The sequence below is a fragment of the Pseudomonas sp. BNK-7 genome (genome assembly GCF_048072025.1).
GTDB classification, from domain to species: domain Bacteria; phylum Pseudomonadota; class Gammaproteobacteria; order Pseudomonadales; family Pseudomonadaceae; genus Aquipseudomonas; species Aquipseudomonas danubii.
Genome location: NZ_CP182252.1, coordinates 3,390,978 through 3,416,660, shown reverse-complemented (window position 1 = coordinate 3,416,660; position 25,683 = coordinate 3,390,978). Strand labels below are relative to the sequence as shown.

General features: G+C 63.4%; 16 protein-coding genes, 1 tRNA gene and 2 pseudogenes. 6 read left to right on the top strand and 13 right to left on the bottom strand.

The window, feature by feature from the left end; all coding sequences use genetic code 11:
* Positions 1-57: 57 nt before the first annotated feature.
* A complete protein-coding gene (locus tag ACMGF8_RS16015; protein WP_416760252.1) occupies positions 58-6,438 on the bottom strand; it encodes an amino acid adenylation domain-containing protein in 6,381 nt (2,126 codons plus the stop codon).
* Positions 6,439-7,074: 636 nt separating this feature from the next.
* Between ACMGF8_RS16015 and ACMGF8_RS16010 the strand changes: the two genes are divergently transcribed.
* Together ACMGF8_RS16010 and ACMGF8_RS16005 are read left to right on the top strand one after the other, a co-directional pair.
* On the top strand, positions 7,075-7,875 hold the full coding sequence (locus ACMGF8_RS16010; protein WP_207167360.1) for a helix-turn-helix transcriptional regulator: 801 nt from the start codon (positions 7,075-7,077) through the stop codon (positions 7,873-7,875).
* A gap of 58 nt (positions 7,876-7,933) precedes the next feature.
* Positions 7,934-9,355, top strand: a complete 1,422-nt coding sequence (locus ACMGF8_RS16005) for an efflux transporter outer membrane subunit (protein WP_416760250.1) — start codon at positions 7,934-7,936, stop codon at positions 9,353-9,355.
* Between the two features lie 353 nt (positions 9,356-9,708).
* Here the strand turns inward: ACMGF8_RS16005 and aepX are convergent, their stop codons facing one another.
* The 7 genes from aepX to ACMGF8_RS15970 all read right to left on the bottom strand — a co-directional run bounded on the left by aepX (position 9,709) and on the right by ACMGF8_RS15970 (position 17,973).
* Complete coding sequence (gene aepX, locus ACMGF8_RS16000) at positions 9,709-10,599, bottom strand: phosphoenolpyruvate mutase (RefSeq protein WP_115582002.1); 891 nt, start codon at positions 10,597-10,599, stop codon at positions 9,709-9,711.
* A 55-nt stretch (positions 10,600-10,654) separates the two neighbouring features.
* Positions 10,655-12,040 carry a class II fumarate hydratase gene (gene fumC, locus ACMGF8_RS15995; RefSeq protein WP_416760315.1) on the bottom strand — a complete coding sequence of 462 codons (1,386 nt, stop codon included), beginning with the start codon at positions 12,038-12,040 and terminating at the stop codon, positions 10,655-10,657.
* Between the two features lie 87 nt (positions 12,041-12,127).
* Entirely contained in the window at positions 12,128-12,958 is an 831-nt protein-coding gene (locus tag ACMGF8_RS15990) for a hypothetical protein (protein ID WP_102863601.1), read from the bottom strand.
* A 123-nt stretch (positions 12,959-13,081) separates the two neighbouring features.
* Positions 13,082-14,311, bottom strand: a complete 1,230-nt coding sequence (locus ACMGF8_RS15985) for a pyridoxal phosphate-dependent aminotransferase (RefSeq protein ID WP_102863602.1) — start codon at positions 14,309-14,311, stop codon at positions 13,082-13,084.
* A gap of 271 nt (positions 14,312-14,582) precedes the next feature.
* Positions 14,583-15,818 (bottom strand): MFS transporter, encoded by a 1,236-nt coding sequence (locus tag ACMGF8_RS15980; protein ID WP_102882424.1) that lies wholly within the window; start codon positions 15,816-15,818, stop codon positions 14,583-14,585.
* 101 nt (positions 15,819-15,919) lie between these two features.
* Positions 15,920-16,744 carry a hypothetical protein gene (locus tag ACMGF8_RS15975; RefSeq protein WP_102863604.1) on the bottom strand — a complete coding sequence of 275 codons (825 nt, stop codon included), beginning with the start codon at positions 16,742-16,744 and terminating at the stop codon, positions 15,920-15,922.
* Between the two features lie 2 nt (positions 16,745-16,746).
* Positions 16,747-17,973 carry an MFS transporter gene (locus tag ACMGF8_RS15970; protein WP_416760246.1) on the bottom strand — a complete coding sequence of 409 codons (1,227 nt, stop codon included), beginning with the start codon at positions 17,971-17,973 and terminating at the stop codon, positions 16,747-16,749.
* A 95-nt stretch (positions 17,974-18,068) separates the two neighbouring features.
* Here ACMGF8_RS15970 and ACMGF8_RS15965 point away from each other — a divergent pair, with 95 nt between their 5' ends.
* Entirely contained in the window at positions 18,069-19,025 is a 957-nt protein-coding gene (locus tag ACMGF8_RS15965) for a LysR family transcriptional regulator (RefSeq protein ID WP_207816313.1), read from the top strand.
* 227 nt (positions 19,026-19,252) lie between these two features.
* Positions 19,253-20,155 (top strand): universal stress protein, encoded by a 903-nt coding sequence (locus ACMGF8_RS15960; RefSeq protein ID WP_416760244.1) that lies wholly within the window; start codon positions 19,253-19,255, stop codon positions 20,153-20,155.
* A 172-nt stretch (positions 20,156-20,327) separates the two neighbouring features.
* On the opposite strand, the pseudogene ACMGF8_RS15955 reads toward ACMGF8_RS15960, so the two are convergent.
* Positions 20,328-20,458: pseudogene (locus ACMGF8_RS15955) on the bottom strand (CrcB family protein); the annotation flags it as partial.
* A 304-nt stretch (positions 20,459-20,762) separates the two neighbouring features.
* Here ACMGF8_RS15955 and chrA point away from each other — a divergent pair.
* Together chrA and ACMGF8_RS15945 are read left to right on the top strand one after the other, a co-directional pair.
* Positions 20,763-21,968 carry a chromate efflux transporter gene (gene chrA / locus ACMGF8_RS15950; protein WP_207167356.1) on the top strand — a complete coding sequence of 402 codons (1,206 nt, stop codon included), beginning with the start codon at positions 20,763-20,765 and terminating at the stop codon, positions 21,966-21,968.
* Positions 21,969-22,026: 58 nt separating this feature from the next.
* A pseudogene (locus tag ACMGF8_RS15945) lies at positions 22,027-22,414 on the top strand (site-specific integrase); the annotation flags it as partial.
* Between the two features lie 82 nt (positions 22,415-22,496).
* Here the strand turns inward: ACMGF8_RS15945 and ACMGF8_RS15940 are convergent.
* The 4 genes from ACMGF8_RS15940 to pheT form a co-directional block, all read right to left on the bottom strand.
* Positions 22,497-22,573: transfer RNA gene (locus ACMGF8_RS15940), tRNA-Pro, on the bottom strand.
* A gap of 88 nt (positions 22,574-22,661) precedes the next feature.
* Complete coding sequence (locus ACMGF8_RS15935) at positions 22,662-23,018, bottom strand: MerR family transcriptional regulator (RefSeq protein WP_007920509.1); 357 nt, start codon at positions 23,016-23,018, stop codon at positions 22,662-22,664.
* Positions 22,999-23,301: an integration host factor subunit alpha gene (gene ihfA, locus ACMGF8_RS15930; protein ID WP_002553164.1), complete on the bottom strand. Its 303-nt coding sequence runs from the start codon at positions 23,299-23,301 to the stop codon at positions 22,999-23,001. The genes ACMGF8_RS15935 and ihfA overlap by 20 nt, the downstream gene beginning before the upstream one ends.
* Before the next feature lie 3 nt (positions 23,302-23,304).
* Positions 23,305-25,683, bottom strand: coding sequence for a phenylalanine--tRNA ligase subunit beta (gene pheT / locus ACMGF8_RS15925; RefSeq protein ID WP_416760241.1), 2,379 nt, complete (start codon positions 25,681-25,683; stop codon positions 23,305-23,307).

The window sequence follows — 25,683 nt, the reverse complement described above, 5'->3', positions numbered from 1 at the left end:
CCCCCGGCGCTGTCCCGGCCTCCGTCCTGTGGCGCCCCTGCAAGGCCGAAGATGGGCTCAGAGGCGCCGCTGGCGCTTGAGCTGGGGAATGGTGGTGGCGGGAATCTCCAGGCGCTGCAACTGGCACTGGGTATGGGCCGCCAGGGCCGCCAGGGTCGGCTGGCTGAACAGCAGCCGGGCATCGGCATGCAGGCCCTCCTGGCGCATGCGCGCCACCAGGCTGACCGCAAGCAGGGAGTGCCCGCCCAGTTCGAAGAAATGGTCATGGCGCCCCACCCGCTCGACCTGCAGCACCTCGGCCCAGAGCCGCGCCAGGGTCGTTTCCAGCTCGCCCTGGGGCGCCTCGAACTCGCGGCTCAGCACTGCGTCCACCCCGGGTTCCGGCAACGCCTTGCGGTCCAGCTTGCCGTTGGCGCTCAGGGGCAGCGATGCCAGCCGCACATAGGCGGCCGGCACCATGTACTCCGGCAACTGCTCCAGGACATGGGCCCGCAGTGCCTCGATACCCGGCGGCGCCTGGTCCGGGTGCAGGCTGAAATAGGCCACCAGGCGCTCATCGCGCATCAGCACCGCCACCTCGCGCAGGGCCGGGTGTTGCGCCAGCCGTGCCTCGATCTCCCCCAGCTCCAGGCGCAACCCGCGCAGCTTGACCTGGAAGTCGTTGCGGCCGAGGAACTCCAGGTCGCCGTCGGCGTTGTAGCGCACCAGATCGCCGCTGCGGTACAGGCGGTCACCGGCCACGAAGGGGCTGTCGATAAAGCGCTCGGCCTGCAACTGCGGCAAGCCCAGGTAGCCCCGGGCCACGCCGACGCCGCCAATATGCAACTGGCCGCTGACCCCCAGGGGCACCGGCTGGTCATGGGCATCGAGCACATACAGCCGGGTATTGGTAATGGCCCGGCCGATGGGCAACTGCACCGGCGGTACAGGGGCCCCGGGTTCCAGGGTCCAGGCACTGCTGTCCACCGTGGCCTCGGTGGGGCCGTAGACGTTATGCAACCGGGCCTTGGGCAGGCGCCGCTGGAACAGCCGGGCGATGGCCTCGGTGAGCTCGCCACCACCGCAGAAAACGTCGGTCAGGCTGTGGCACTGTCCGCTCTCCTCCAGTTGCAGGAACTGCAGGAGCATCGCCGGCACGAACTTGATCATGGTCACCTGCTGCGCTTGCACCAACTGCGCCAGGTAGCCCGGATCACGCTGGCCGTCGGGCCGCGCCAGCAGCAGGCGCATGCCGCTGACCAGGGGCCAGAACAGCTCCCACACCGAGCCGTCGAAACTGAACGGGGCCTTTTGCAGCAAGGTGCCGCCCGGACATGGCCCACACAGTCGCGAACTCCAGTGCATCAGGTTGCCCAGGCCACGGTGCTCCACCATCACCCCCTTGGGGTTGCCGGTGGAGCCCGAGGTGTAGATCACATAGGCCAGGTGCCTGACCCCGAGCCCCGGCACCACAGGGTCATCCTGGCCCGGGTGCTGCCAGTGGTCGCGGTCGAAATCGATCAGCGGCACGGCCTGGGCCTGCAGCAGCGCCCGGGTGGGCTGGTGCACCAGCACCGCCAGTGGCTGGCTGTCATTGATCAGGAAGCTCAACCGCTCCGGCGGGTACTCCGGGTCCAGGGGCACATAGGCGCCACCGGCCTTGAGGATGCCCAGCAGGCCGATGAGCATTTCCAGGCCGCGCTCCACGCACAGCCCGACCCGCACGTCCGGCCCCACCCCTTGCTCGCGCAAGTGATGGGCCAGCTGATTGGCCCGCTGGTTGAGCTGGGCGTAGCTCAGGCATTGCTCGCCGGCCTGCAGGGCAATCGCCTGGGGCGTGCGGCGGACCTGGGCTTCGAACAGCCCGTGCAGGGTCAGCTCGCTGGGGTAGTCGGACGCGGTGGCGTTGAACGCCAGCATCTGCTGCCGATACTCCGCCGCCGGCAGGATGGACAGGCTCTGCAGCAGGGTCTGCGGTGCCTGTTCCAAGGCCTGGACCAGCCCCTCCAGGGCGCAGCTCAGGTAGTCCAGCAGACGCTGCGCGCCGATCCGCCTGGGCGCCCGGACTCCCAGGCGAAAGCCCGGTTGCAGGTCGTCCACCGCCAGCATCAAGGGGTAGCTGAGCACTTCTTCGCTGCTCAGCCATTGCGCCCCCGGCACCCCTTGCAACAGGGCCTGGGCGTCGGCGGCGACGTTGTGCCGGTAGTTGAGCAAGGCATTGAACAGTGGCGTCGGCGCCGCCACGCCGCTGCAACGCTGAGCCAGGGACAGGGGCCCCTGCTCATGGGCCAGCAGCGCGCTGAGGCGTTCCTGGGTCTGGCGCAACCCGGCCGCCACCGTCAGCCCCGCCAGTTCCAGACGCAGCGGCAAGGTGTTGATGAACATGCCCAGGGCCCGGTCCGCTCCCGCACCGGCCTGCAAGCGACCCAGCAGTACCGTGCCGAACAGCAGGTCCTCGCGGCCGCTGGAGCGCCCCAGCACCAGGCCCCAGGCCAGGTGGAACAGGCTGGCGGCACTGACCCCGAACTGCCGCACCTGATGACGCAGGCGCAGGCTCAAGTCGTGATCCAGCAGAGCACTGGCATGTTGCTGATCCAGCGGCTCGCCCGCACGCTCCTGCCACTCGAAGGCCAGGGTCGGCTGGTCCACCTGGGCCAGGTATTCACGGAAGAACGCAGCATGAGAGGCCTGTCCCATCCGCGTGCGGGCCACGTAGTCACGGTAGGCGAAGGCCGGCGCCAGCGGCTGTTGCCGGCCGTTCATGTGGTCGGCGATTTCCGCCATCAGCAGGGCCGTGGACGTGGCATCGTTGACCAGATGATGAAAGCGCAGCAGCGCGAGCCAGCGCTGGTTCGGCCGGTCCTCGGCCCAGGCCAGGGCCAGCAGCGGTGCCTGGCGGATATCCAGCGGGTTGTGCCGCGGGTGGTAATGCTCGCGCAACTGCTCCGCCAGCGAGCCGCCCTCGGCCGCCGGCTGCCACTGCTCCACCGGCAACCGGGCCTGGCGCCAGACCACCTGCAGAGGCTGCTCTGCCGCGTCCCAGACCAGGCTGGTGCGCAGAATGTCGTGGCGCTCGATCACCGCCTGCAAGGCCTGGGCGAAGGCGTCCAGGTCCTCGCGACGGGAAAAGGCCAGCAGCGCGTGCTGCTGGTACGGGTCATGCGCGGCAAAGGTCATGTGGTGGTAGAGCAAGCCCTCCTGCAGCGGCGCCAGGGGATAGATGTCCTGCACGTTGCTCACACCACCGGGAACCTGGGCCAGCACCCGGTCGATGCTTGCCTGGTCCAGGTCCACCAGGGTCAGCATCTGCGGGGTGATGTGCCGGCAATCGGCAGGTATGCCATTGGCCGGGATTTCCACGTCCTGCCGGCCCTCCACCGCCGCGGCCAGGCTGGCCAGGGTCGGCTGGCCGAACAGCACCCGCACATCGGCATGCAGCCCCTGCTCCTGCATGCGCTGGATCAGTTCCAGGGCCAGCAACGAATGGCCGCCCAGTTCAAAGAAATGGTCATGGCGACCCACCTGTTGCACCTGCAGCACCTGGGCCCAGAGCTGGGCCAGGGTGGTTTCCAACGGGCCCTGGGGGGCCTGGTACTCGCGGCTGACCAGGGCCTCGGGCCCGGGTGCGGGCAAGGCCTGGCGGTCCAGCTTGCCGTTGGCGGTGAGGGGCAATGCCTCGAGCCGTACATAGGCCACGGGCACCAGGGCGTCGGGCAACTGCCGGCGCAGGAAGTCCCGCAGGTCACTGATCGGCACGGCCTCGCGGGCGGTGAACCAGGCCACCAACTGGCCGTCCCGGGCCTGGACCAGCACCTCCTGCAGCGCGGGATGGGCGCCCAGGCGGGTTTCGATTTCTCCCAGCTCGACGCGCTGGCCACGGATCTTCACCTGATCGTCATTGCGCCCCAGGTACTCCAGGCGGCCGTCCTCCAGCCAGCGAGCCAGATCGCCGGTGCGGTACATGCGCGCACCGGGCCGGTCGCTAAAGGGATCGTCGAGGAAACGCTCGGCCGTCAGCTCGTCGCGATTGAGGTAGCCCCGGGCCACCCCGTGGCCACCGATATAGAGTTCGCCGGCAATGCCGATGGGCAGCGGGCGTTGGCGCTCATCCAGCAGATAGACCCGGGTATTGGCGATGGGCCGGCCGATATGCAGCGGCTGCCCGGCCTCGATGCTCCCGGAGGTGGCCACCACCGTGGCTTCGGTAGGGCCGTAGTTGTTGATCAGGGCAAAGCGCTGTGGCTCGGGTAACTGGCGCAGGCGATCGCCACCGATCAACAGGGTGCGCAGGGTCGGATGACCGAGCCGCTGGCTCAAGGCGTACTCGGCCACCGGCGTGGGCAGGAAGCTCACCTGCAGCGGCTGGGCCCGCCACCAGGCAAGCAACCCATTGAGGTCTTCGGGGCCGTCACTGGCCGGGGCCAGGTGCAGGGTCGCCCCGGCGCACAGGGCCGGCCAGACTTCCCAGGCCATGGCATCGAAACCGAAGCCGGCCAGGCAGGAGGTGTGGCTGCCGGCCTGCAGCTCGAAGGCCCGGCAATGCCAGTCCACCAGGGCGGACAGGCTCTGGTGTTCCACCATCACGCCCTTGGGCAAACCGCTGGAGCCGGAGGTGTAGATCACGTAGGCCAGGTGCTGCGCCGTCAGCCCGGGCACCTGGGGACCGGGCGCCGAGCCTGACTGCCATTGCTGATCGTCCAGCTCGATCAGCGGCACTGCCAGGCTCGGCAGGCGCTCGCGCAAACCGGCCTGGGTCAGCAGCGCCACCGGCTCGCAGTCCTCCAGCAGGTAGGCCAGTCGCTCAGGGGGATACGCCGGGTCCAGCGGCACGTAACAAGCACCGGCCTTGAGGATCGCCAACAGGCCGACCAGGGTCTCCAGGCTGCGTCGGGCCAGGATCGCCACCCGCTGATCGGGACCGACCCCAAGCCCTTGCAGGTGCAGGGCCAGGGCATTGGCCCGGCGGTTGAGCTGGTCGTAACTCAGCTGCTGGCCCTGGGCAACCAGGGCCACGGCGCTCGGAGTGCGCTGGGCCCAGGCCTCGACCCGCTTGTGGATGCGCTGCTCGGCAGCCAGCGGCTGGCGGGTGGCGTTCCACCCTTGCAAACGCGCGTTCTGCTCTGCGCTGAGCAGCGAAAACTGCTGCACCGGCAAGGCCACGTTCGCCAACCCCTGCTCCAGCACATGGATCAGGCAAGCGGCCAGGGCCTCGATCTCATGGGGCTGGAAATACCCCGTGTCGTAGACGTAATGCATCCAGGCGTTGTCGTCGAAACGGTTGCTGCGCAGGTGGATGGCCAGGGGCGTCGGCTCGTGGCGATTGGAAACTTTCACCGACGAGGCCACGGCATCGCCGTAGCGGTATTGCAGATCCTCCAGTTCATAGGACAGGGTCAGTTCGAACAATTGCCCGCGGTCTTCACGCAGCAGGCCGAGGGCGCGATTGAGCTCGCTCAGGGGAAAGCGCTGATGACGATAATCCTGCTTGAGCACGTCCCGCACCGCCGCCACCAGCGCCTCGAAACTCAGCTCGCGGCCGAAGTCCATGTGCACCGCACTGACTTGGGTGAAACAGCCCAGGGTCACCTTGAAGGCGGCGTTGGGCCGGTTCAGCACCGGCATGCCCAGGACCCAGTGGTCGCGCTGGCCGGTGCGGGCGAAATACACATACAAGGCCGCCAGCAGCACGTGGAAGGCCGAAGCCCCGGTGCTTGTGCCCAGGGCTTTCATCCGCTCATGCAGGGCTGCGGGAAAGGCCTGCACCAGGGTCGTCCCGGGCGTCCCGGCTTCCTGGCCCGGACGATGGCGCGGGCGCAGCAGCGGCTCCGGCAGACTCTGGTACTTGGCCAGCCAGTAGTCCCGGTCGCGGGCATAACGGCTGGACTGCTGGTAGCGCGCGTCGTCCTCGATGAAATCGACAAAGGACGGTGCGCCAGGGCCGGGCTGCTCGCCCCGCACCAGAGCGCTGTAGAGGCTACCCAAGGACTGGGACAACTGGGCAAAGCCCCAACCGTCGAGGATCAGGTGATGGGCCTCGGCTTGCATCAGGTGATGCTCGGGGCTCAGGCGAAACAGCGAGAAGCGGCACAGGCGTTCGCCACTGAGTTTGAACGGCTGCTGCATCTGCCAGTGAATCCGCGCCAGGGCAGCGGCCAGCGGGTCGGCCTCGGCGGACAGGTCGTGAAATGCCAACTGCACCGGCCAGTCGCGGTCGAAGTACTGCAACGGCAGGCCATCGCTGCTGCCCTCCAGGGACAGCACCGTGCGCAGCACATCATGCTTGCGCACCAGCGCCTCCACCGTGCGCTGCATCAGCTCGGGCTGGAGCGGTCCCTTGAGGTCGGCATAGCCGCCGATGTTGTACAGCGGCGAGTCACCGCGGCTCAGTTGATCGAGCCAGATATCCCGTTGCCCGGTGGTCAGCGGCAAGCCTTGGGCCAGCTCCGCCCCGGCGCTCATGCCATCACCGGTGCTGAACGTCCAGCAGGCAGCGCACCGTGGATGACAAGGGTGATTGGCGCGACCAGATCGGCCACGGCAAAGGCAGAAAAACGCGTCATAAGATCCTTCTCATGTGATGGGCCCGGGCACCAGCGTCCGCGGATTTAAGCATCGGCCCCACACCCTGTATGTCACCCGAAACCCGGACATTCCCGAGCCCTGTCGGAGCAGGCTCAAGGCCTTGAGAACGGCTCTGGCAGGCCGCCAGGCAAGCCCCCGCGCAGGCACCGTCAGCGCCGGGACGCTGCTGCGGATCGGCTGAAATAGCTGTAGGACATTGACCACCCGTACATGAGGCTCCTGGCCTCGCCTGCCTTGCCGTCAAGGCCTGATGAGCCTGTGCCGACAGCGCCTTGCACAACCGCGAGGACGAACGCCAGCGGGGATTGCGCGCCTGTTGCCGACCCACGGGGACTGCCCGGCAGCGCTCTGATGCGGCCTGCCTGTCCCGGTTTACCCCTACAGACGCGAAGTAAATTCTTAGGCTTAAATCAGATTTTTCCGACCAAATCAGGTGCATGAACACTGTGCCGCGGGACACCGTGGCGACCGCGTTTCGATCAGCGATTTGTCTCGATCAAGGATGATAAGGATATGGGTCTGACCAGCAGTATCGCCAACATGGAAACTCCACCCTTCTACTTCGAACTGGGGCAGTTGATCTCCAGTACCGGCCATTGCGGATTCGCCAGGGACATGCTGCAACTGGTGGACAAGCTGGTGCCGGTCAGCCAACTGCTGCTCAGTGAGTGGACCCTCGACGAACGCCAGGCCAGCTCCCTGGCAATCACCTTGCTGGGGCGGGCCGGGCTGCAGGAGGACCTGCCTCTGCCGGAGCCCCCGCGACGCCATGATCCGCTGCTGCACAAGATGCTGGAAATGGACGACTCGCTGCTGATTCAGATGAATGCCCAGGCCCAGGGCGGAACATCGCGCCACACCCCGCACCAATGCCATCTGGTCTCGCGCAAAGCCAACCGCCGCTGTGTCATCGCCCTCTACCGCGAACCCTCTCAGGGCGGTTTTTCCCTGGCCGAACTGTCCTTTCTCAAGAGCCTGTCGGCCACCCTGCTGCCGCTGTTGGAGCGCCATGCCCAACTGCACCGGCAACAGGCCCTGAAGAACCTGCGCAGCTGGAGCAGCCGCCCCGTGGATGCGCGTCAGCAGACGCCCCTGCAACGGGAGTTCGACGAGCGCCTGTCCCTGGGGGACATCAGCCTTTCGGCCCGGGAAAAAGAAGTCTGCCTGGGGCTGTTGACCGGAGGCACGGTGCCGGAAATGGCCCAGCGCCTGAGCGTCAAGAACAGCTCCATCGAAACCTACCTCAAGCGTGCCGCCGCCAAGCTCGGGGTCAGTGGCCGCCACGGCCTGGCCAAGTGGATGGTCGGCGCCTGAGGCGCGGTTGCTGCGCCCCTGTCGTCCACCCTCAGGCGGTCCTTGTCACGAGGCTGATATGCGTACCTCCCCTTCGATCCTGGCGGCCCTGGCCCTGGCCCTTGGCGGCTGCTCGCTGATCCCGGACTACCAGCGCCCAGCGCCGCCGGTTGCTGCCCATTACCCTCAAGGCCTGGCCTACGCCTCGGCCGCCGGCACCGCGGGAGCCGACTGGTCCGGCCTGTTCCAGGACCCCTTGCTGCAACGGTTGATCCACAGTGCCCTGGACAACAACCGCGACCTGCGGGTGGCGGCGCTGAACGTCGCGGCCTATCAGGCCCAGTACCGCATCCAGCGCGCCGACCTGCTGCCGGCGGTGGCGGCCAGTGTCAACGGCAAGCGCCAGCGGCTGCCCGAGCAGATGACCGGCGGCAAGGCGCTGATCAATTCCAGCTATGGGGCGAACCTGGGCATCAGCGCCTACGAGCTGGATTTCTTCGGCCGCATCCGCAGCCTCAGCCAACAGGCGTTGATGACCTACCTGGCCAGCGAGCAAGCCCGGCGCAGCGCGCAGTTGAGCCTGGTGGCCAATGTCGCCAGTGCCTACCTGACCTGGTGCGCCGACCAGGAACTGCTGGAGCTGACCCGCAAGACCCTGGCCGCGGATGAGCAGAGCCTGCGTTTGACCACCCGCAACGGCCATGCCGGGAAGATCTCGGCCCTGGACGTGGCCCAGGCCCGCACCCGCGTCGACAGCGCCCGGGCCAACCTGGCCCGCTACCAGCGCCAGGTGGCCCAGGACCTGAACAACCTGACCCTGTTGGTGGGGGCGCCCCTCCCCGCCGACCTGCCCCAGCGCAGGCTGGCCGAAGGCATGTTGGCCCAGGTGCCCGCGGGCCTGCCTTCGAGCCTGTTGCAGCGGCGCCCGGACATTCTCCAGGCCGAGTACCAACTGCAAGCCGCCAACGCCAACATCGGCGCGGCAAGAGCGGCGTTCTTCCCCAGCGTCAGCCTGACTGCCAATGCCGGCAGCTCCAGCAAGGAGCTTTCCGGGCTGTTCAAGGGAGGGGCCGGCGGCTGGACCTTTCAACCGCAGATCAACCTGCCGATCTTCAATGCCGGCAGCCTGCGCGCCAGCCTGGACTACGCCCGGCTGCAGAAGGACATCAGCGTCGCCCAGTATGAAAAGTCGATTCAGACCGCCTTCCAGGAAGTGGCCGACGGCCTGGCCGCTCGCCAGACCTATCAGCAGCAATTGATGGCCCAGGGCAATCTGGTGCAGGCCAGCCAGGACTACTACAAACTGGCCGAGCATCGCTATCGCATCGGCGTGGACAGCAACCTGGTGTTCCTCGATGCCCAACGCTCGCTGTTCAGCGCCCAGCAGGGCCTGATCAACGACCACCTGGCGCAACTGCTGGCCGAGGTCGACCTGTACCGGGCCCTGGGGGGCGCCTGGAGTGAAGCACCGAGCCTGGCCGGCACCCAGGCACAACCCTGACGCGACCCTCGGCTTGAGGTCCGAATTGAGGTTCTAGGTTGGAGGGGGAAGTAGCGGCTAGCGGGGGATGTTAAACGCATCGAACCTGAAGTGCCGACCCGGCCAGCCAAGGGCAGTAGGCAGAACACGGACCGGGCAGGCAGGTATTGCGATGTTGCAGCCCGCCCTGACCAGAAACCACCACTGGGCATGGTGCCTGTGGTGGCTGGCCGGGCGAACGGGGCAATTCTAAGCAGCGGTCCTGGCAACGTATGTAAGAAAATTCTTATTCCTGCATATCCTCGGTCGCGCAATCGACGGGGATAAAACCAGAATCTTCCAAGAATGCTCGGGACCGCCGCTGTCGCCCGCGGTTAACGGGTGCCCGGCACCAGATCTAGGATCTCCTCGATGCCCAGGCAACGGGGTTCCACCTCCAGGGTCCGGCCATGTTCGAGAATGCCCACCGCCACATCACGCATGGCCATGTAGGCACTGCGCAGCATGTGGTTGGCGTAGATCACCGCGTTGAAGCCGGCTCCTTCCAGCTCGTCGAAACTCAAGTGGGCATAGCTGGTGGGTACGCAGATCAGCGGCACCCGCGGGCATTGGCGACGGAACTGCCGGGCGAATTCGAGAATCTCCAGACCGTCCTTTTTCCGACTGTGGATCATGATCCCGTCGGCGCCGGCGGCGACATAGGCCAGGCAGCGCTCGATGGCGTCGTCCATGCCCTTGTCGAGGATCAGGCTTTCACAGCGGGCGATGATCAGCAGGTCCTCGTGGCTGCGACTGCTGCAGCCGACGCGGATCTTGTCGCAGAACTCCTCGATGGAGTCCTGAAGCTGGCTCACGGCGTTGCCGAACAGCGAGTTCTTCTTCAGCCCGCACTTGTCCTCGATGACCACCGCCGAGACCCCGGCCCGGTCCAGCATCTTCACGTGGATGGCGAAGTGCTCGGCCTTGCCCCCGGTGTCGCCGTCGAAAATCATCGGCAGCGAACAGACATCGAAGATCTCGCGAATGCCGTGCAGGCGGTTGCTGGGCGAGAGGATCTCGATGTCCGGCAGGCCCTTGTGGGTCGAGTCGGTCAGGGAACTGGACCAGATGGCGTCGTAACTCAGGCTGGGCCCGGGCCCGCGCTCCAACCTGGATTGTTCGGCCAGCAGCGCCGAGATCGGGCTGTGGGCTTCAAGGACTCGCAGACAGCGCTTGCGGCGCAGCAACTGGCTGAGGTTGGTTCGGCGAATATCAGCGTCCTGCATGGGATTCACGCGCCTCTTGTGAGTAGGAACAGCGGGTTGGCTGCGGGGCCTGGGCTCAGGGATGGGTCATGTCCAGGGCCACCACATAGCGGTCGAAATCCGCGGCCGAAACGTAGCCAAGCTGTTGCGCCACCTCCCGCAGGGACTTGCCCTCCTGGTGGGCGGTCTTGGCGATGATGGCCGCCTTGTCGTAGCCGATGTGCCGGTTGAGGGCGGTCACCAACATCAGGTTCTTCTCGATGTTGGCCTCGATCCGCGCTCGGTTGGGCTCGATGCCCACTGCGCAATGGTCGTTGAAGGCGCGGCAGGATTCGGCCAGCAAGGTGATGCTTTCCAGCACGTTGTGCACCATCACCGGCTTGTAGACGTTGAGCTGGAAATTGCCCTGGCTGCCGGCGAAGGCCACGCTGGCGTCATTGCCGAAGACCTGGGCACAGACCATGGTCAGCGCCTCGCACTGGGTCGGGTTGACCTTGCCCGGCATGATCGAAGAGCCCGGCTCGTTCTCGGGGATGTCGATCTCGCCGATGCCGCAGCGCGGGCCGCTGGCCAGCCAGCGCACGTCGTTGGCGATCTTCATCAGGGCCATGGCTAGGGTACGGATCGCCGCCGAGGTGTTGATCAGCGCGTCATGGGCCGACAGGGCGAAGAACTTGTTGGCGCAGGACTTGAACGGGTAGCCGGTGAGCTCGGCGATGATTAGCGCGCACTCGTCGCCGAACTGCGGGTGGGAGTTGAGCCCGGTGCCCACCGCCGTGCCGCCGATGGCCAGGTCGTAGAGGCCGCCAAGGTTGAGTTCGATGGCCCCCAGGGCGTAGTCGATCTGTTCGACCCAGCCGCCGATTTCCTGGCCGAGGGTGATCGGGGTGGCGTCCTGCAGGTGGGTCCGGCCGACCTTGACCACATCGCGATACTGCTGGGATTTCTCGAACAGGGTGTCTCGCAGGGTTGCCACCCCGGGCAGCAGGGTCTCGAAGATTTCCGTCACCACCACCATGTACATGGCCGTGGGAAAGGTGTCGTTGGACGATTGCCCACGGTTGACGTGATCGTTGGGGTGGATGGGCTTCTTGCTGCCCAGCTCGCCGCCGAGCATCTCGATGGCCCGGTTGGCGATCACTTCGTTGGCGTTCATGTTGGACTGGGTGCCGGAGCCGGTCTGGAACACCACCAGCGGGAAGTGATCATCCAACTGCCCACTGATGACTTCGTCCGCCGCCTTGACGATGGGCAGCGCGATGGCCTCGGGCAGTTCGCCAAGCTTGAGGTTGGCCAGGGCCGCGGCCTTTTTCAGGATGCCCATGGCACGGATCATCGGCGCGCCCCACTGGAAGCGCGAACGGCCGATGGGGAAGTTGAGGATCGAGCGCTCGGTCTGGGCGCCCCAGTACTTGTTGGACGGTACGGAAATGGAACCCATCGAGTCGGATTCAAGACGCATGTTCATGGTTCTCCAGTCTTTGCTATGCAGCACAGTCAGTCATGGGAGGCCGGGCCGTCGCCGCGCCCGGCATGGTTTGCAGGGGCCCTACGCCTTGAGCACGGAGGCCATTTTTTCCAGGTGCGCGCAGGCCCGCACCACGTACTCGTCGGACAGCGCGGCGATGCGCCGGTAGTTGATCTGCTGGCCGGTGGCCTGGGTGTAGAGTTTCAGGGCGTCGGTGGCGTGGCGGAAATGCCGGGCCTCAACGGCGCCGCAATGGACGCTGAGGAAACCGGCGATGCGGTTGGCCTCCCCCGCCGGATAACCGCAGGACTCGCGCAGCCAGTTCTTCCACAGCGGCGTCATCAGGTTGTATTCGCCGGTGTTGAACAGCTCGGTCAGGGCCATCATCTCCAGGGCTTCCACCAGGTTCGGCGCCAGGGGGCGCTTCTCCCCGACCCAGGTGGAGAACTCCTTGGTGATGGGGTTCAGGTACTTGTCCTGCAGGCGCCAGTTGTCGGAACCGCAGATGGCCGAGGCCATGCGGTGGTACAGCTTGGAATGGTGGGGATGGCCGTGCATTTCGCCTAGGCCGACGTCTTCGACGATGATCTCGCCGCAATGCCGGGCGGCCTCCAGCAGCTTGAGTTTGTTGTCGTCGCCGGGCAGGTCCGCGGACTCCTGCAACAGCCGCACGATGATGCTGGACACCGCGTGGGCCGCACCATCAGGGCTGCGCCAGCCGCAGAAAAAGGTGCACAGCGAATCCTCGGACCAGCGGCTGGATGTCATGCGCTCATAGGTCTGGCAGTAGCCGTCCAGCTTGTCGGGATGGTTTTCAAAGCCGGTCAGCAGGGCCTCCACCAGATTCCGGTCTTCGACATCCACCAGGGCCTGGTGCACGTAGCCGATGAACGCTTTGCGGGAACTCTCCATGTTTCTCTCCTGTATTTATTGTTCACTTCACGGACAGCAAGACGAGCGACGCCACCCGGGCCACCACAGGGGGCGCGGGAACAGCGGTGATGACGGTGCAACGGCGGGCGACTTGAAGCGCCTTCAGTCCATGACGATGGCCGACATGAACTGGTTGAAACGGCCCAGCCCCTCGATCAACTCCTGGTACTCGACGGCGTAGGAAATCCGGATGCAATGCGGGTCGCCACACCCCGAGCCCGGGACCACGGCGATATGCGCCTCGGTCAGCAGCAGGTCGGCCAGGTGCTCGACATCCCGCACCTGCTCGCCGCGGTAGTAGCCCCCCAGGCGGGAGGAGACGTCCAGGTAGAGATAGAAGGCCCCTTCCGGTGGTGCGTAGCGGATGCCTTCCAGGCGATCCAGGTAGGTGCGGGCAGCGTGCAGCTGCCGTTGCAGGAACGGATTGACCTGGTCGGCGAACTGCGATGAATCGGCGTTCAGGGTGTTGAGCGCGGCGTATTGGGACAGGCTGCTGGGGTTGGAGGTGGTGTGGCCCTGGAGGTTGTGCATGGCCGCGATCACCGGCGCCGGGGCGCAGGCGTAGCCGATCCGCCAGCCGGTCACTGCCTGGCTCTTGGAAAAGGAGTCGATCAGCACGGTTTGCGGCTTCAGCGCCGGGAACAGCGAGAGGATGTTGTGATGCTCATGGGGCTCGCGCACCAGGCCGCGATAGCACTCGTCGAACATCACCCAGAGCCCCTGGTTGAAGGCCAACTGAGCGATCGCCAGCAGTTGCTGGCGTTGATAGACGGTGCCCGTGGGGTTGTTGGGGGTGTTGATGACGATCATCCGGGTGCGCTCGCTCAGCGCGCCCTGCACCGCCTCAAGGGTCAGCCGGTAGTCGTCGCCCCGGGTCTCGACCAACACGGGCGTGGCGCCCGCCAGGCGGATCTGGGTGGGAAAGGTTTCCCAGTACGGGGTCGGCACGATCACCTCGTCACCGGGGTTGAGCAGCACCATGCAGGCGTTGTACAGGGCCTGCTTGGCCCCGGCAGTCACGGCCACCTCATTGGCCGCAAAAGTCACGCCGGTGCGCTGGCTGACCTGCTGGGCGAGCTTTTCCCGCAGGGCCGGCAGGCCAATGGGCGGGGTGTAGCGATTGCGCGCGTTTTCGATGGCGTCGATGGCCCCGGTGCGCATGTCCTGGCAGGCGTCGAAGGACAATTCGCCGGCGGCGAAGTTGATCACCTTGACCCCGCTTTCCTTCAGGGCGTTGGCTTTGCTGCGCATGCTGGACGTACCGGGGGCACTGAGGCCCAGGGCACGCTTGGACAAGGAAAATCGGCTTGCAGTGGCTTCGCTGTTATTCATGTTCTTACCTGCGAAAACGATCTGGAAACAAGGCGCCCCGAATACCGGAAACACCTTGCGCAGCCAACCTGGATGGGGGCTCCAGCCAGGTCTTCTTACATTCTGATGACAGTCAGAATGTCCGGCCAATACCGTTTGCGTCGTGATTGATACTGCAAAAGTAAGAAATATCTGATGCCCGCGAGGCCCCTGCCGCGAGCCCGGGCGCAGAACGCATCAGGCCCGGGCAGAACAGCCCCGGGCCTGATGATTCAAGGGTCGACAGCAAGCATCAGCCAGGGCTGGACAATGCCCGGGCATCGGCGTCCAGGCCGCGCTGCACGTACCAGGACAGCGGCAGCGTCAGCAGCAGCGTGGCGGCCAGGGCCATCACCGCCAGGGGTATCCCGGTAACGTCCCCCAGGCTGCCGAACAGCACCGGGGCCAGCGCCCCGCCACCGATGGTGCCGGTATAGAACAACGAGAACGCATGCTCGCGTTTGCCGGCCCCCGCCAGGTCCGGCACCGCGCCGTACAGCACCGAGGAGGTGCCGTTCAGCGCCAGGCCCAGCAGGGGCAACATCAGCATCAGGCCGTTGTAGGGCAGAAACACCGCCAGCACGATCAGGCTGGCGGTGGTGAACTCGGTGATCCACACCGTCTTCATCATGCCGATGCGCGCCCCCAGGTAACCGCACAGCAACTTGCCGAAGGCGCCACCGACAAACAACAGGGTCAGGGCCAGGCCGATGCCGGCGGTGCCGGCGCCCTTGGCCTTGAGCAAAAACGGCAGGAAGGTCAAGAAGCCCATGCGCACTGCACTGTCCAGGGTGCCGGTGAGGATCAACGCACGCATTCCGCTGGCCGAGCCTTGGCCCTTGACCGCCTTGGGCGCCTTCTCGCTCATGGCCGCGGTGACGGCCCGGGAGGGAATCAGCCACCACAGCAACAGCGCGGCGGCCAGCCCCAGGAGGCCGATCAGGGTGACACTGGCGCGCCAGCTGATCACCGTCAGCAACAGGCCCACCAGGCCGGGGATCAGGGTCTTGCCGATGTCCCCGGCAAAGTTGTACTGGGACAGGGCCTCCTTGACCCCGCCTCCGGCTTCGTGGGTGTCGGTGATCAAGGAAGACGCCAGCGGATGCTGGGTACTGGCCCCCAGGCCGCCCAGCAGCAGGGCCAGGAGCAACACGCTCAAGCCCCCGGCCTGCCCCGCCAGCAGGTAGGCCAGCCCGGCCAGCGCCGTGCCGCCCACCAGCAGGCGCTCGCGACCCCAGCGCTTGGCAGCACGGCTGGCCAGCAGTTGGAACCCGGCCATCATCCCGGAATAGGCCCCGCGCAACAGGCCGATCTGGGCATAGCTCAGGGCGAACTGCGCCTGCCAGATCGGCAGCAGCACGTAGATCACATCGGTGAGACCGTCGTGTACCGCATGAGCACTGCAACCGGCCACCAGGGAGCGGCGGCGTACCGAAGTGTCGGTGGCCGGCATGGCCTCCAGGGAGGCGCTGTGTTTCAGGTCATTCATCTTGGGGGCGGGCTGCGAGGTCGAAGGGATAGGAATCAGTCACAGGATAGGCAAGCCTGGGCCAGCCACAAGCCCCGTTGCCAGGGCCGGGCCGCACGCCATCAGCGCAACAACTGGCTGCAGTCGCGCATCACCCGGGCCTTGCGCTGCAGGTATTCGCAGAAGATTTCCCGCGCCACCTGGGGGTCGACACGCACCTGCATGGCATCGACGAATTCCTCGACCGCCGCCACCGCATGGGCGAAGTGGTTGCTCTCGGTGCCGCCGGTGTGCACCGTGACCCAGGCCACGGTGGTCCGGGCCTTTTCCGCCGGCACGCCCATGTCGCGCACGAACCATTGCTTGTACAGGGGGTGGATGAACTCCACTTCACCGTGGGTATAGACCTCATGGATCAGGGTGGTCAGCAGGCCCTGGAGCAGATCGCGATCGCGCAGACGGCGGAAGTCGGTCCAGTCCTTGAAGCCTTGCGCCGAGGGCAGGCAGTTTTCCTTGAGCAGCCACTGATCGTCGCCGCAGATGGGCGTTGCCATGTTGTAGAACAGGTCTGAATGCAGGGTGTTGCCCAGAGCGCCCAGGTCTTCATCGGTGATGCGCTGCAGGCTGCCGCAGGCACGATAGAGGCCGTCGGCGGCTGCCGAGCCCTGCCCCGAACGGGCCAGCAAGGTGATGCGGTTGGCCAGGCCGGAAACGCTGGTGGCGGAATTGTTGGTCTTCGACCAGCTGGCAAAGAACTTGCGCAGCACGGCAGGCGCGTGGCGGCGCGAGGTGAGCTTCTCGAAGGCATGCTCGATGTCCACCAGGGCGCTCTCTTCGCTCCAGAACGCCTCGAACAGCGCATGCTTCAAGACACTGGCCGGCATGTCGTTCAACACAGGTTCGACAATCTTCAACAACTGGCTCTGCCGGGTCAGTACGTTATTCATGGTCACCTCACGTATTCCTTGTTGGATGATGCATCTAGGGGGTTCACCGGCCTGGGATCGGCGACCGGTGCTTCGGGTTCGAGGGGCTTCCAGCCGCCCCAGGCAATCAGCAGCGACAGCAGTTGGAAAACCACGATCAGCGCCACACAGCCCTGCCAGCCCCAATGGCTCCAGAGCAGTGCCGGGACCACAGCGCCGAAACTGCCGCCCAAGTAGTAGAACGTCAGGTACAGCCCCACCGCCCCGGCCTTGTTGTGGCGGGCGGTGGCGGTGGTGAAGGAGTTGGCGGCGGCCTGCGCCATGAACACCCCGGTGGAACTCAAGGCCAGGCCCAGCACGATCAGCCACAGCGAAGGCAGCAGGGTCAGGGCCGAGCCGCCGACCCCGAGCAGGGCCGCGACCTTGAGCAACTCGGCCTGGGGCCGGGACTTGCTCAGGCGGCCGGCGATGGGAATCACCACCAGTGCCAGCAGGAATACGCTGTAGATGGCCCCCAGGGCCGCGGCGCCCAGGTCGAAGGGCGGCAGGCTGAGGTAGAGCCCGGCGTAAGTGAAGGTGGCCACCTGGGAGAACAGCACGCAGAAGCCCACGCCATAGGCCGCCAGCAAGGGCCGGCTGCACAGCTCGCGCAGATCCCGCATGCGGTTCTGTGCACGGCTGCTGACCACGGGCGCATTGGCCGGCAGCAGGAAATGGATGGCCATGCCGATCAGCAGACTCAGGCCGGCCAATAGCGCGAAGGCCTCGCGCCAGCCGACGTACTCGGTCATGAAGCCGGTGACGAAACGTCCGGCGAAACCGCCCAGCACGGTGCCGGCCACGTAGAGGCTGGTGACTTCGGTGACGGTGCCGCCGCTCCAGCGATCGCCGATGTAGGCCACGCTGGTGGCGAACACCACCGGGATCAGCATGCCTTCGATAAAACGCCAGAACAGCAACTGGGCAAAGCTGCCGGCACAGGCTGCCAGCAGCGCCGGCAGCGCCAACAGCAGGGACGCCAGGACCATGACCGAGCGCTGCTGGAAACGGCCGGTGAAACGGCTGACAAAAGGTGCGGTGATGGCCACCGCCAGGGTGGTCACGGTGATGCTCCAGCCCGCGTCCCTGATACTCACCTGAAAGCTCTGGGCGAGCTCCTGAAGAATGCCCTGGGTTGCATACAGGTTGAGAAAGGCCGCACAACCGCACAAAAACAGGGCGATGCGAGCACAATGCTGGCGCGGATTCATGAAACCTCTCGTTTTATGACGAAAGGCCTTTATAAAATACCCCGCGACCCCAAGACCAATACCGATTTACGACCGATCAATACCCAGGGAACAGGATGCTCGATCTACGCAAGTTGCGTTACTTTCTGACCGTCGCCGAGGAGCTGCACTTTGGCCGTGCCGCCCTGCGCCTGCACCTCGCGCAACCGCCGCTGACCCGGCAGATTTCGGCACTGGAAGCCGAACTGGGGTTTCGCCTGTTCGACCGCACCAGTCGCACCGTCTCCCTCACCGCCCAGGGCCGGCACTTTTTGCCTTACGCCCGGGCCGTGCTGGAACAGGTGGACCTGACCCAGGTCATGGCCAGCAAGCTGGCCAAGGGCAGCGCCGGGCAACTGGCCCTGGGCTACGCCAGCTCGATCGCCCTGTCGGACCTGTTCAGCCAGGCGATCCAGGCCTTCGCCCAGCGCTACCCGGACGTGCAACTGACCCTAGTCGAGGGCGCGTCGGTCAGCCAGTGGTCACAGATCGTCGACGGGCGAATCGATATCGGCATGAGCCGGATGCAGCCACCCAGCGAGCAGAGCGAAATCCAGGCCCTGTCCCTGGGGGACGAACCCCTGGTGGCGGCCATCTCCAGCGACAGCCCCCTGGCCGCCCAGGATCAGGTGACCCTGGCCGAGCTCAGCGAACACCCGTTGATCCTGTTTCCGGCGGACTACGGCTCGGGGCTCAACGAGGCGATCGAACAACTCTACCGGCGCAACGGCCTGCCCCTGCGACCGGGCCCCAGCGGCCGGCAGATCACCTCGATCATCGCCCTGGTCGCCGCCGGCCGGGGCATTGCCCTGGTGCCTCGCTGTACCCAGACCCTGGCCAAAAAAGGCGTGACCTACCGACCGCTGACGGACCCCGGCGCCACGGCGCAACTGCTGGTACTGACCCGCAAGCAAGGGCGCAGCCAACTGGTGGACGCCTTCATGGGGGTGCTCGACGAATTGCTCCAGGCGCAACCGCAATCTGTGGGCGCTCGCGGCATGCCACCCGGGCCTCTGCCCCACCTCCAACGATGAGCAGATCGTTGCCATTGACGTCGCTGCCCACCAACTCTCTGCTGTAGCCATGCACGTGCAAAGGTCTGCTAGACACTTCGACAGTCTTGGCAACTGGCTAGCCGCTGATGCAGGCGTATATTGATAGTGTCGATCCAGGTAGTTGAGGCGATAAAAGGTCGCCAATGGTGGGACAAGCGAGGGTGCTGGGGGCGCTAGCGGATAACCCGAAACGCTGGAGGTGTCACATGAGGCAATATCAACGACTCTTTCTGATCGCAGGTCCCACCATGCGTCACTCGCCGGCGATGGAGCGGGCAATCGCCCTGGCCGACGCTACGGGCGCCGCGCTGCATATCGCAGTGTTCATCGAAGACTTCGACCTTATGCGGTTAATGAGCAACAGCGAACAACTTCGTGAGAGTTGCCGGCAGGAGAACCTGCAGTGGTTGACGGATGAGGCCGAACTCATGCGCAGGCAGGGCATCAACGTGACCACCGAAGTTGCAGTGACCCGTGACCCGCTGCAAGCAATCCTTGAGCATGTGGCTGAAATGCAGCCGGACCTGATTATCAAGGACGTACATCATGAATCAGCGCTCAAACGCGTATTCGTCACACCTTTGGATTGGCAGTTGCTGCGTCAATGTCCGACCCCCTTACATCTGGTCAGTGAAGTCAGGTGTCCGCTTCCTCGGATGATTGTGGCGGCGGTTGATCCATCGCATCCAGAGGGTCAGATCAGCGGAATCAACGACAGCATCATTCAGGCGGCGAACGAACTGGCGACGCAATGTGAGGCTGAATTGCACATGCTGTATGCCTATGAACTGACACACACACATTTCTCTGATGCGGGTACCGGCGCCGTGACGATGCCAGGCTTCAGCGACGACGTGCGCCGGTCACTTGAAAAGTGCTTCATTGCCTTGGCGGAACGCCATGGCGTGCCACCTGAGCGGCAACACTTCATTGCAGGGCCGCCAACCAAAGCGATGGCCGAATTTGCCACTCATACTCGAGCAGATGTCTTCGTAATGGGAAATACCCATCACAAAGGGGTGGACAAGCTTATTGGCAGTACTACCGAGCATGTTCTGCATCAGGTGCCGTGCAGCGTTCTGGCCATCACGGGAGAAGCGGATCAATGAACGGAAAAACCGCCACTATCGCAGCCGGCTGTTAGTGCTGATGTGGTTTTTGACCCAAGCTGCGGACTTGCGCTGCCCCTTGGGGGGTCTGTGATAACGACGCTTCTGTGGGGTAAAGAAAATCACCAGAAAACCTTCCATTTTCATTTCCTCAGCGCGTACCGATCATTTGCTAGGACAGAAGTCCTGCGGCGTGCAATGAAACCGAGCCGAGTGAACACAGCCATTGCCCTCCTGAATCAGGGCAGCTGTCTCGGTGGAAAATGTGGAAAAGGTGGTCAGTCCGCCACAGAAGCCCGTGATGAAAGGAGGAATACCCTCTCCTGTTTTCATGCCATGGCAGCCACTGTCAGACTTTCAAGGTACAACGAGTTCGTATGAACTGGCTTAGTGAGTTTTGACACCTCAATCGAACACTATGGTGGCGCCCAGATTCGAGGTGTATCTCTACCGCGCCCTGGTCTACGCGGCGCAAATCGCAAGGAAAAACCACGACATGAAGATTCACGACCTTTTTTCCGCCCCCAGCTTTCGTAGACGCAGACCCGTTTGCAGCCCTCTTTTCCTCATCGTCATGAATGTCTAATTCAATGCAGAAAACATGTGCATGAACATAAACAGCAAAGGTGACCGTCGACCGTTTTTTATATTCCTCATCTTTTTGCGCTTGGGACTGACCTCATTTGGCGGCCCCATCGCACACTTGGGGTATTTCCGCGATGAGTTCGTCACGCGCCGGCAATGGCTGACTGAGCGTAGCTATGCTGACCTGGTCGCACTTTGTCAGTTCTTGCCAGGCCCCGCGAGTAGTCAGGTTGGTATGGCGCTGGGACTCTCTCGTTCGGGCTACTCTGGGGCGCTGGCCGCCTGGGCAGGTTTCACGCTGCCCTCGGCCATCCTTCTGATCCTGTTTGCGTTAGGTATTTCCAACCATGGCGACATCATCGCGCCTGGCGTACTGCACGGCCTGAAAGTCGTGGCCGTTGCGGTGGTCGCTCAAGCCGTATGGGGAATGGCACGGAATCTATGCCCTGATGCGTTGCGTATCACGATCATGGCGATTACGACGTGTGTGGTGCTGTTGGTTCCGTCTGCATGGGGGCAGATCGGCTCAATTGTTGTCGCGGCTTTTGCCGGCTTGCTTTTATTCAAACCCGCTCACGCCGCCGAACATGATCCACTGCCTATAAAGGTCGGTTACCGAGCAGGTTTGTTCTGGTTATCACTGTTCTTCGCTTTGCTGGTCGGCTTACCGATAATGAGCCAGATGCTACTCAATCAGACGCTCTCCATGGTAGATGCGTTTTATCGCTCCGGGTCTCTGGTGTTTGGTGGTGGTCATGTGGTGTTGCCATTGTTGCAGGCCGAAGTAGTGCCTTCAGGCTGGGTCAGCAATGAAACCTTTCTTGCCGGGTATGGTGCAACGCAGGCTGTTCCTGGGCCGCTTTTGTCCTTCTCGGCATTTCTAGGCGCTTCGATGAGCGTCGAACCCTCTGGCTGGGTCGGCGGGGTCATTTGTTTGCTAGCCATTTTTCTGCCGTCGTTTCTATTGATCGTTGGTACGTTACCGTTTTGGGAACAACTGCGGCGCAGCGTACATATCCAAGCAGCGTTGCTTGGGATCAATGCAGCGGTGGTTGGTTTGCTTCTAGCGGCGCTTTATCAGCCTGTGTGGACGAGCGCGATCCTTAAGCCACAGGACTTCGGTTTGGCATTGGTGTGCCTGGTCGCTCTGATGTTTTGGAAGCAACCGCCCTGGTTGGTGGTGATCGGTGGTGGTGTAGCCGGATGGTTGCTGAGTGCCATGCTTTGACAGTCTTTCAAACTCCGTAGGGCTTTCTCGTCCGGTTGGAATGCCCTTCTATAGCGTCCTTGCCATGGGCGGAGAGTTGGCCAGGTCGGTAATCGAGAAGCCGCGGGGAAAGCAACCGCTCTACGCGTTCCCGCTTGGCAAGCCTGATAGCGTGGGGAATGAAACGACGTTCCACCACATGAATGACTCAGCCTGGAAGCAGGCCAGGGTCAGGGCGGCGAGAATGTGGCAGGAGAAGTTCCTGCGGCCGACGCATGATGGCTTTGTCAGAATCCGCATTCGCGACACCTTGGGTAGAAGGCGACGTGCCGCGGGCGTGACTTAGGAGGATCGAAAAGCACTGCTCGGCAGCAGAACTGGATCAGCTCATTGAGGCGGCAAACAACGTATCAGCAACTGACTCGCATGCACCAGCGCTGACGATTTTGAAAAGGAGGGAGGCCTGAAGAAAATGGCCAGGGTCACTTGGAAAGTCACTATGGCAGAAACAACAAAACCGCTCGAAAGCGGCTAAGTCATTGAAAAATATGGTCGGGACGGAGTGATTCGAACACTCGACCCCTAGCACCCCATGCTAGTGCGCTACCGGACTGCGCTACGCCCCGACTAGGCGTGAAACCTGTTTCACTTCTCAGGAAACGTTGAGGAATATACCGCAAGCTTTTGAAAAGTGGAAGTATTTAATACGATGAATTACTTCTTGAGCACCACAAGCACATCTTCAAGCTCAGAGATCATCTGACGGATCAGTTGCTTGTATTGGGTGGTGTCGTCTTTGGCCTCATCACCGGAAAGGCGCAAGCGCGCTCCACCGATGGTAAACCCCTGATCATAAAGCAACGCGCGGATCTGCCGGATCATCAACACGTCCTGGCGCTGATAATACCGGCGATTTCCGCGGCGTTTGACGGGGTTGAGTTGAGGAAACTCTTGCTCCCAATAACGCAGCACATGCGGTTTTACCGCACAGAGCTCGCTGACTTCACCAATGGTGAAGTAGCGCTTACCCGGGATGACCGGGAGCTCGTCGTTATGACTTGGTTCCAGCATAAGCCTCAACTCGGGCCTTCAACTTCTGCCCTGGACGAAAGGTGACCACACGGCGAGCCGTGATCGGGATTTCTTCACCCGTTTTCGGGTTGCGGCCAGGACGCTGGCGTTTATCCCGAAGGTCGAAGTTACCGAAACCGGACAATTTGACCTGTTCGTTATCTTCGAGAGCGTGCCTGATTTCTTCAAAGAAAAGCTCGACCAATTCCTTGGCCTCGCGTTTATTCAGGCCTAGCTCTTCGTAGAGACGTTCGGCCATTTCAGCTTTCGTCAGAGCCCCCATACGTCACTTCCTTAACGTGGCGTTCAACCTTTGTTCGAGCGAGGTGAGGATGTTTTGTGTCGTGGAGTTCACCTCATCGTCATTAAGAGTGCGCGATGGATGCTGCCAGGTCAAGCCGACGGCAAGGCTTTTTCTATGCGGATCAATGCCTTTACCCTGATAGACGTCAAAGAGCCTGAGGTCTGTCAGCCATTCGCCTGCATTTTCACGAATTACGTCCAGTACTGCGCTCGCCGCCACGTCACGATCCGCCAGCAATGCCAGGTCACGGCGTACTTCTGGGAAACGCGAAAGCTCGTGGAACTTCGGAAGACGACCTTGAGCCACCTCGCCCAGAACCAGCTCAAACACGTAAACCGGACGATCCAGGCCGAGGTTTTTTGCCAGTTCCGGGTGAATAGCCCCCAGATAACCGACCTCACGACCATCACGCTCGATACGTGCAGTCTGACCAGGATGCAGCGCAGGATGCTTGCCCGGAGCAAAAGTGAATTCATCCAGTGCGCCAGCAAGGCCCAGCACTGCCTCGACATCCGCCTTGACGTCAAAGAAGTCGACACCGTCGCGACCTTGCGCCCAACCTTCAGGCAAGCGACTGCCGCAAACGACGCCGGCCAACATTGGCTGCTGCTTCAAGCCTTCCAGTTGACCGATAAAGCGCAAGCCGCTTTCAAACATGCGGACGCGATCTTGCTGACGGTTCAGGTTGTGCTGAAGTGCCTTGACCAGGCCAGGCCACAAAGAAGCGCGCATGGCCGCCATGTCAGCCGAAATCGGGTTGGCCAATAGCAGCGGTTCAACACCTGGATTGAACTGCTCAAACAATTTCGGATCGATGAAGCTGTAAGTGATTGCTTCCTGATAACCACGGGCTACCAGCAGACGCCGCAGGGCAGGCAGATCACCTTGCGCTTCCGCCTTAGCCTGAGGGGCCAGACGAGCCTGCGGATAACGAACCGGCAAACGGTTGTAGCCGTAGAGACGCGCCAACTCTTCGATCAAGTCGACTTCAAGGCTGATATCGAAACGGTGGCTTGGCACTTCAACGCGCCACTGGTCTGCACCATCAGCAGTGACTGTCAGGCCCAACGCCGTGAGCAGACGCTCGACCTCGGGACCGTCGATTTGCATGCCCAGCATCTGGGTGATGCGCTCAGCGCGCAGCGTCACAGGTGCAACAGATGGCAAGTGCTGCTCGCTGACAACTTCGATGATCGGACCAGCTTCGCCGCCAGTGATCTCCAGCAACAAGCCAGTTGCACGCTCCATGGCCTCACGAGCCAACTGCCAGTCCACACCACGCTCATAGCGATGAGAAGCATCGGTATGCAGGCCATAGGAACGGGCTTTGCCAGCAACCGAAATCTGGTCGAAGAAAGCGCTTTCCAAAAACACATCGCGGGTGTTTGCGGTAACGCCACTGTGCTCACCGCCCATAACGCCAGCGATTGCCAGGGCACGGGTGTGGTCAGCAATCACCAGGGTATCGCTACGCAGGGTAACTTCCTGGCCGTCGAGCAGTACCAGTTTCTCGCCCTCTTCGGCCATGCGCACCCGAATGCCGCCGTTGATTTCGGCGAGATCGAAAGCATGCAGCGGCTGGCCCAGTTCGAGCATCACATAGTTGGTGATGTCCACCGCCGCATCGATACTGCGCACGTCGGCGCGACGCAAGCGTTCAACCATCCACAGAGGGGTCGGCTTGGACAAATCGACATTGCGAATAACCCGACCCAGATAACGCGGGCAGGCCGTCGGAGCCAGTACTTCCACAGGGCGTACTTCGTCGTGCACTGCGGCAACCACTTTCACTTCAGGGCGCTGCACTTTAGCGGCATAGAGCGCACCGACCTCACGGGCCAGACCGGCAAGCGACAGGCAGTCACCACGGTTTGGAGTCAGATCGACCTCAATACTGGCATCGTCCAGGTTCAGATAGACGCGAACGTCCTCCCCCACCGGAGCATCGGCCGGCAGCTCCATCAGACCATCGCTGCCTTCGCCAATCTGCAGTTCGGCTTGGGAACACAGCATGCCGTTGGATTCAACGCCACGCAGCTTGGCTTTCTTGATCTTGAAATCGCCCGGCAGCTCGGCGCCAATCATCGCGAATGGGATCTTCAAGCCTGGACGCACGTTGGGTGCGCCGCAGACCACCTGGAAGGTTTCCGCGCCATTGCTGACCTGGCACACACGCAGCTTGTCGGCATCCGGGTGCTGCTCGGTGCTCAACACCTCACCCACCACTACCCCACTGAAATCTCCGGCGGCTGGCGTTACGCTATCAACCTCAAGACCGGCCATCGACAGACGAGCAACCAACTCGTCGCGACTTACTTGCGGGCTAACCCAGCCACGCAACCATTGTTCACTGAATTTCAT

Coding starts and splice junctions, on each gene's coding strand:
- ACMGF8_RS16015 (WP_416760252.1), bottom strand. CDS start 6,438: ATGAGCGCCGGGGCGGAGCTGGCCCAAGGCTTGCCGCTGACCACCGGG.
- ACMGF8_RS16010 (WP_207167360.1), top strand. CDS start 7,075: ATGGGTCTGACCAGCAGTATCGCCAACATGGAAACTCCACCCTTCTAC.
- ACMGF8_RS16005 (WP_416760250.1), top strand. CDS start 7,934: ATGCGTACCTCCCCTTCGATCCTGGCGGCCCTGGCCCTGGCCCTTGGC.
- aepX (WP_115582002.1), bottom strand. CDS start 10,599: ATGCAGGACGCTGATATTCGCCGAACCAACCTCAGCCAGTTGCTGCGC.
- fumC (WP_416760315.1), bottom strand. CDS start 12,040: ATGCGTCTTGAATCCGACTCGATGGGTTCCATTTCCGTACCGTCCAAC.
- ACMGF8_RS15990 (WP_102863601.1), bottom strand. CDS start 12,958: ATGGAGAGTTCCCGCAAAGCGTTCATCGGCTACGTGCACCAGGCCCTG.
- ACMGF8_RS15985 (WP_102863602.1), bottom strand. CDS start 14,311: ATGAATAACAGCGAAGCCACTGCAAGCCGATTTTCCTTGTCCAAGCGT.
- ACMGF8_RS15980 (WP_102882424.1), bottom strand. CDS start 15,818: ATGAATGACCTGAAACACAGCGCCTCCCTGGAGGCCATGCCGGCCACC.
- ACMGF8_RS15975 (WP_102863604.1), bottom strand. CDS start 16,744: ATGAATAACGTACTGACCCGGCAGAGCCAGTTGTTGAAGATTGTCGAA.
- ACMGF8_RS15970 (WP_416760246.1), bottom strand. CDS start 17,973: ATGAATCCGCGCCAGCATTGTGCTCGCATCGCCCTGTTTTTGTGCGGT.
- ACMGF8_RS15965 (WP_207816313.1), top strand. CDS start 18,069: ATGCTCGATCTACGCAAGTTGCGTTACTTTCTGACCGTCGCCGAGGAG.
- ACMGF8_RS15960 (WP_416760244.1), top strand. CDS start 19,253: ATGAGGCAATATCAACGACTCTTTCTGATCGCAGGTCCCACCATGCGT.
- chrA (WP_207167356.1), top strand. CDS start 20,763: ATGAACATAAACAGCAAAGGTGACCGTCGACCGTTTTTTATATTCCTC.
- ACMGF8_RS15935 (WP_007920509.1), bottom strand. CDS start 23,018: ATGCTGGAACCAAGTCATAACGACGAGCTCCCGGTCATCCCGGGTAAG.
- ihfA (WP_002553164.1), bottom strand. CDS start 23,301: ATGGGGGCTCTGACGAAAGCTGAAATGGCCGAACGTCTCTACGAAGAG.
- pheT (WP_416760241.1), bottom strand. CDS start 25,683: ATGAAATTCAGTGAACAATGGTTGCGTGGCTGGGTTAGCCCGCAAGTA.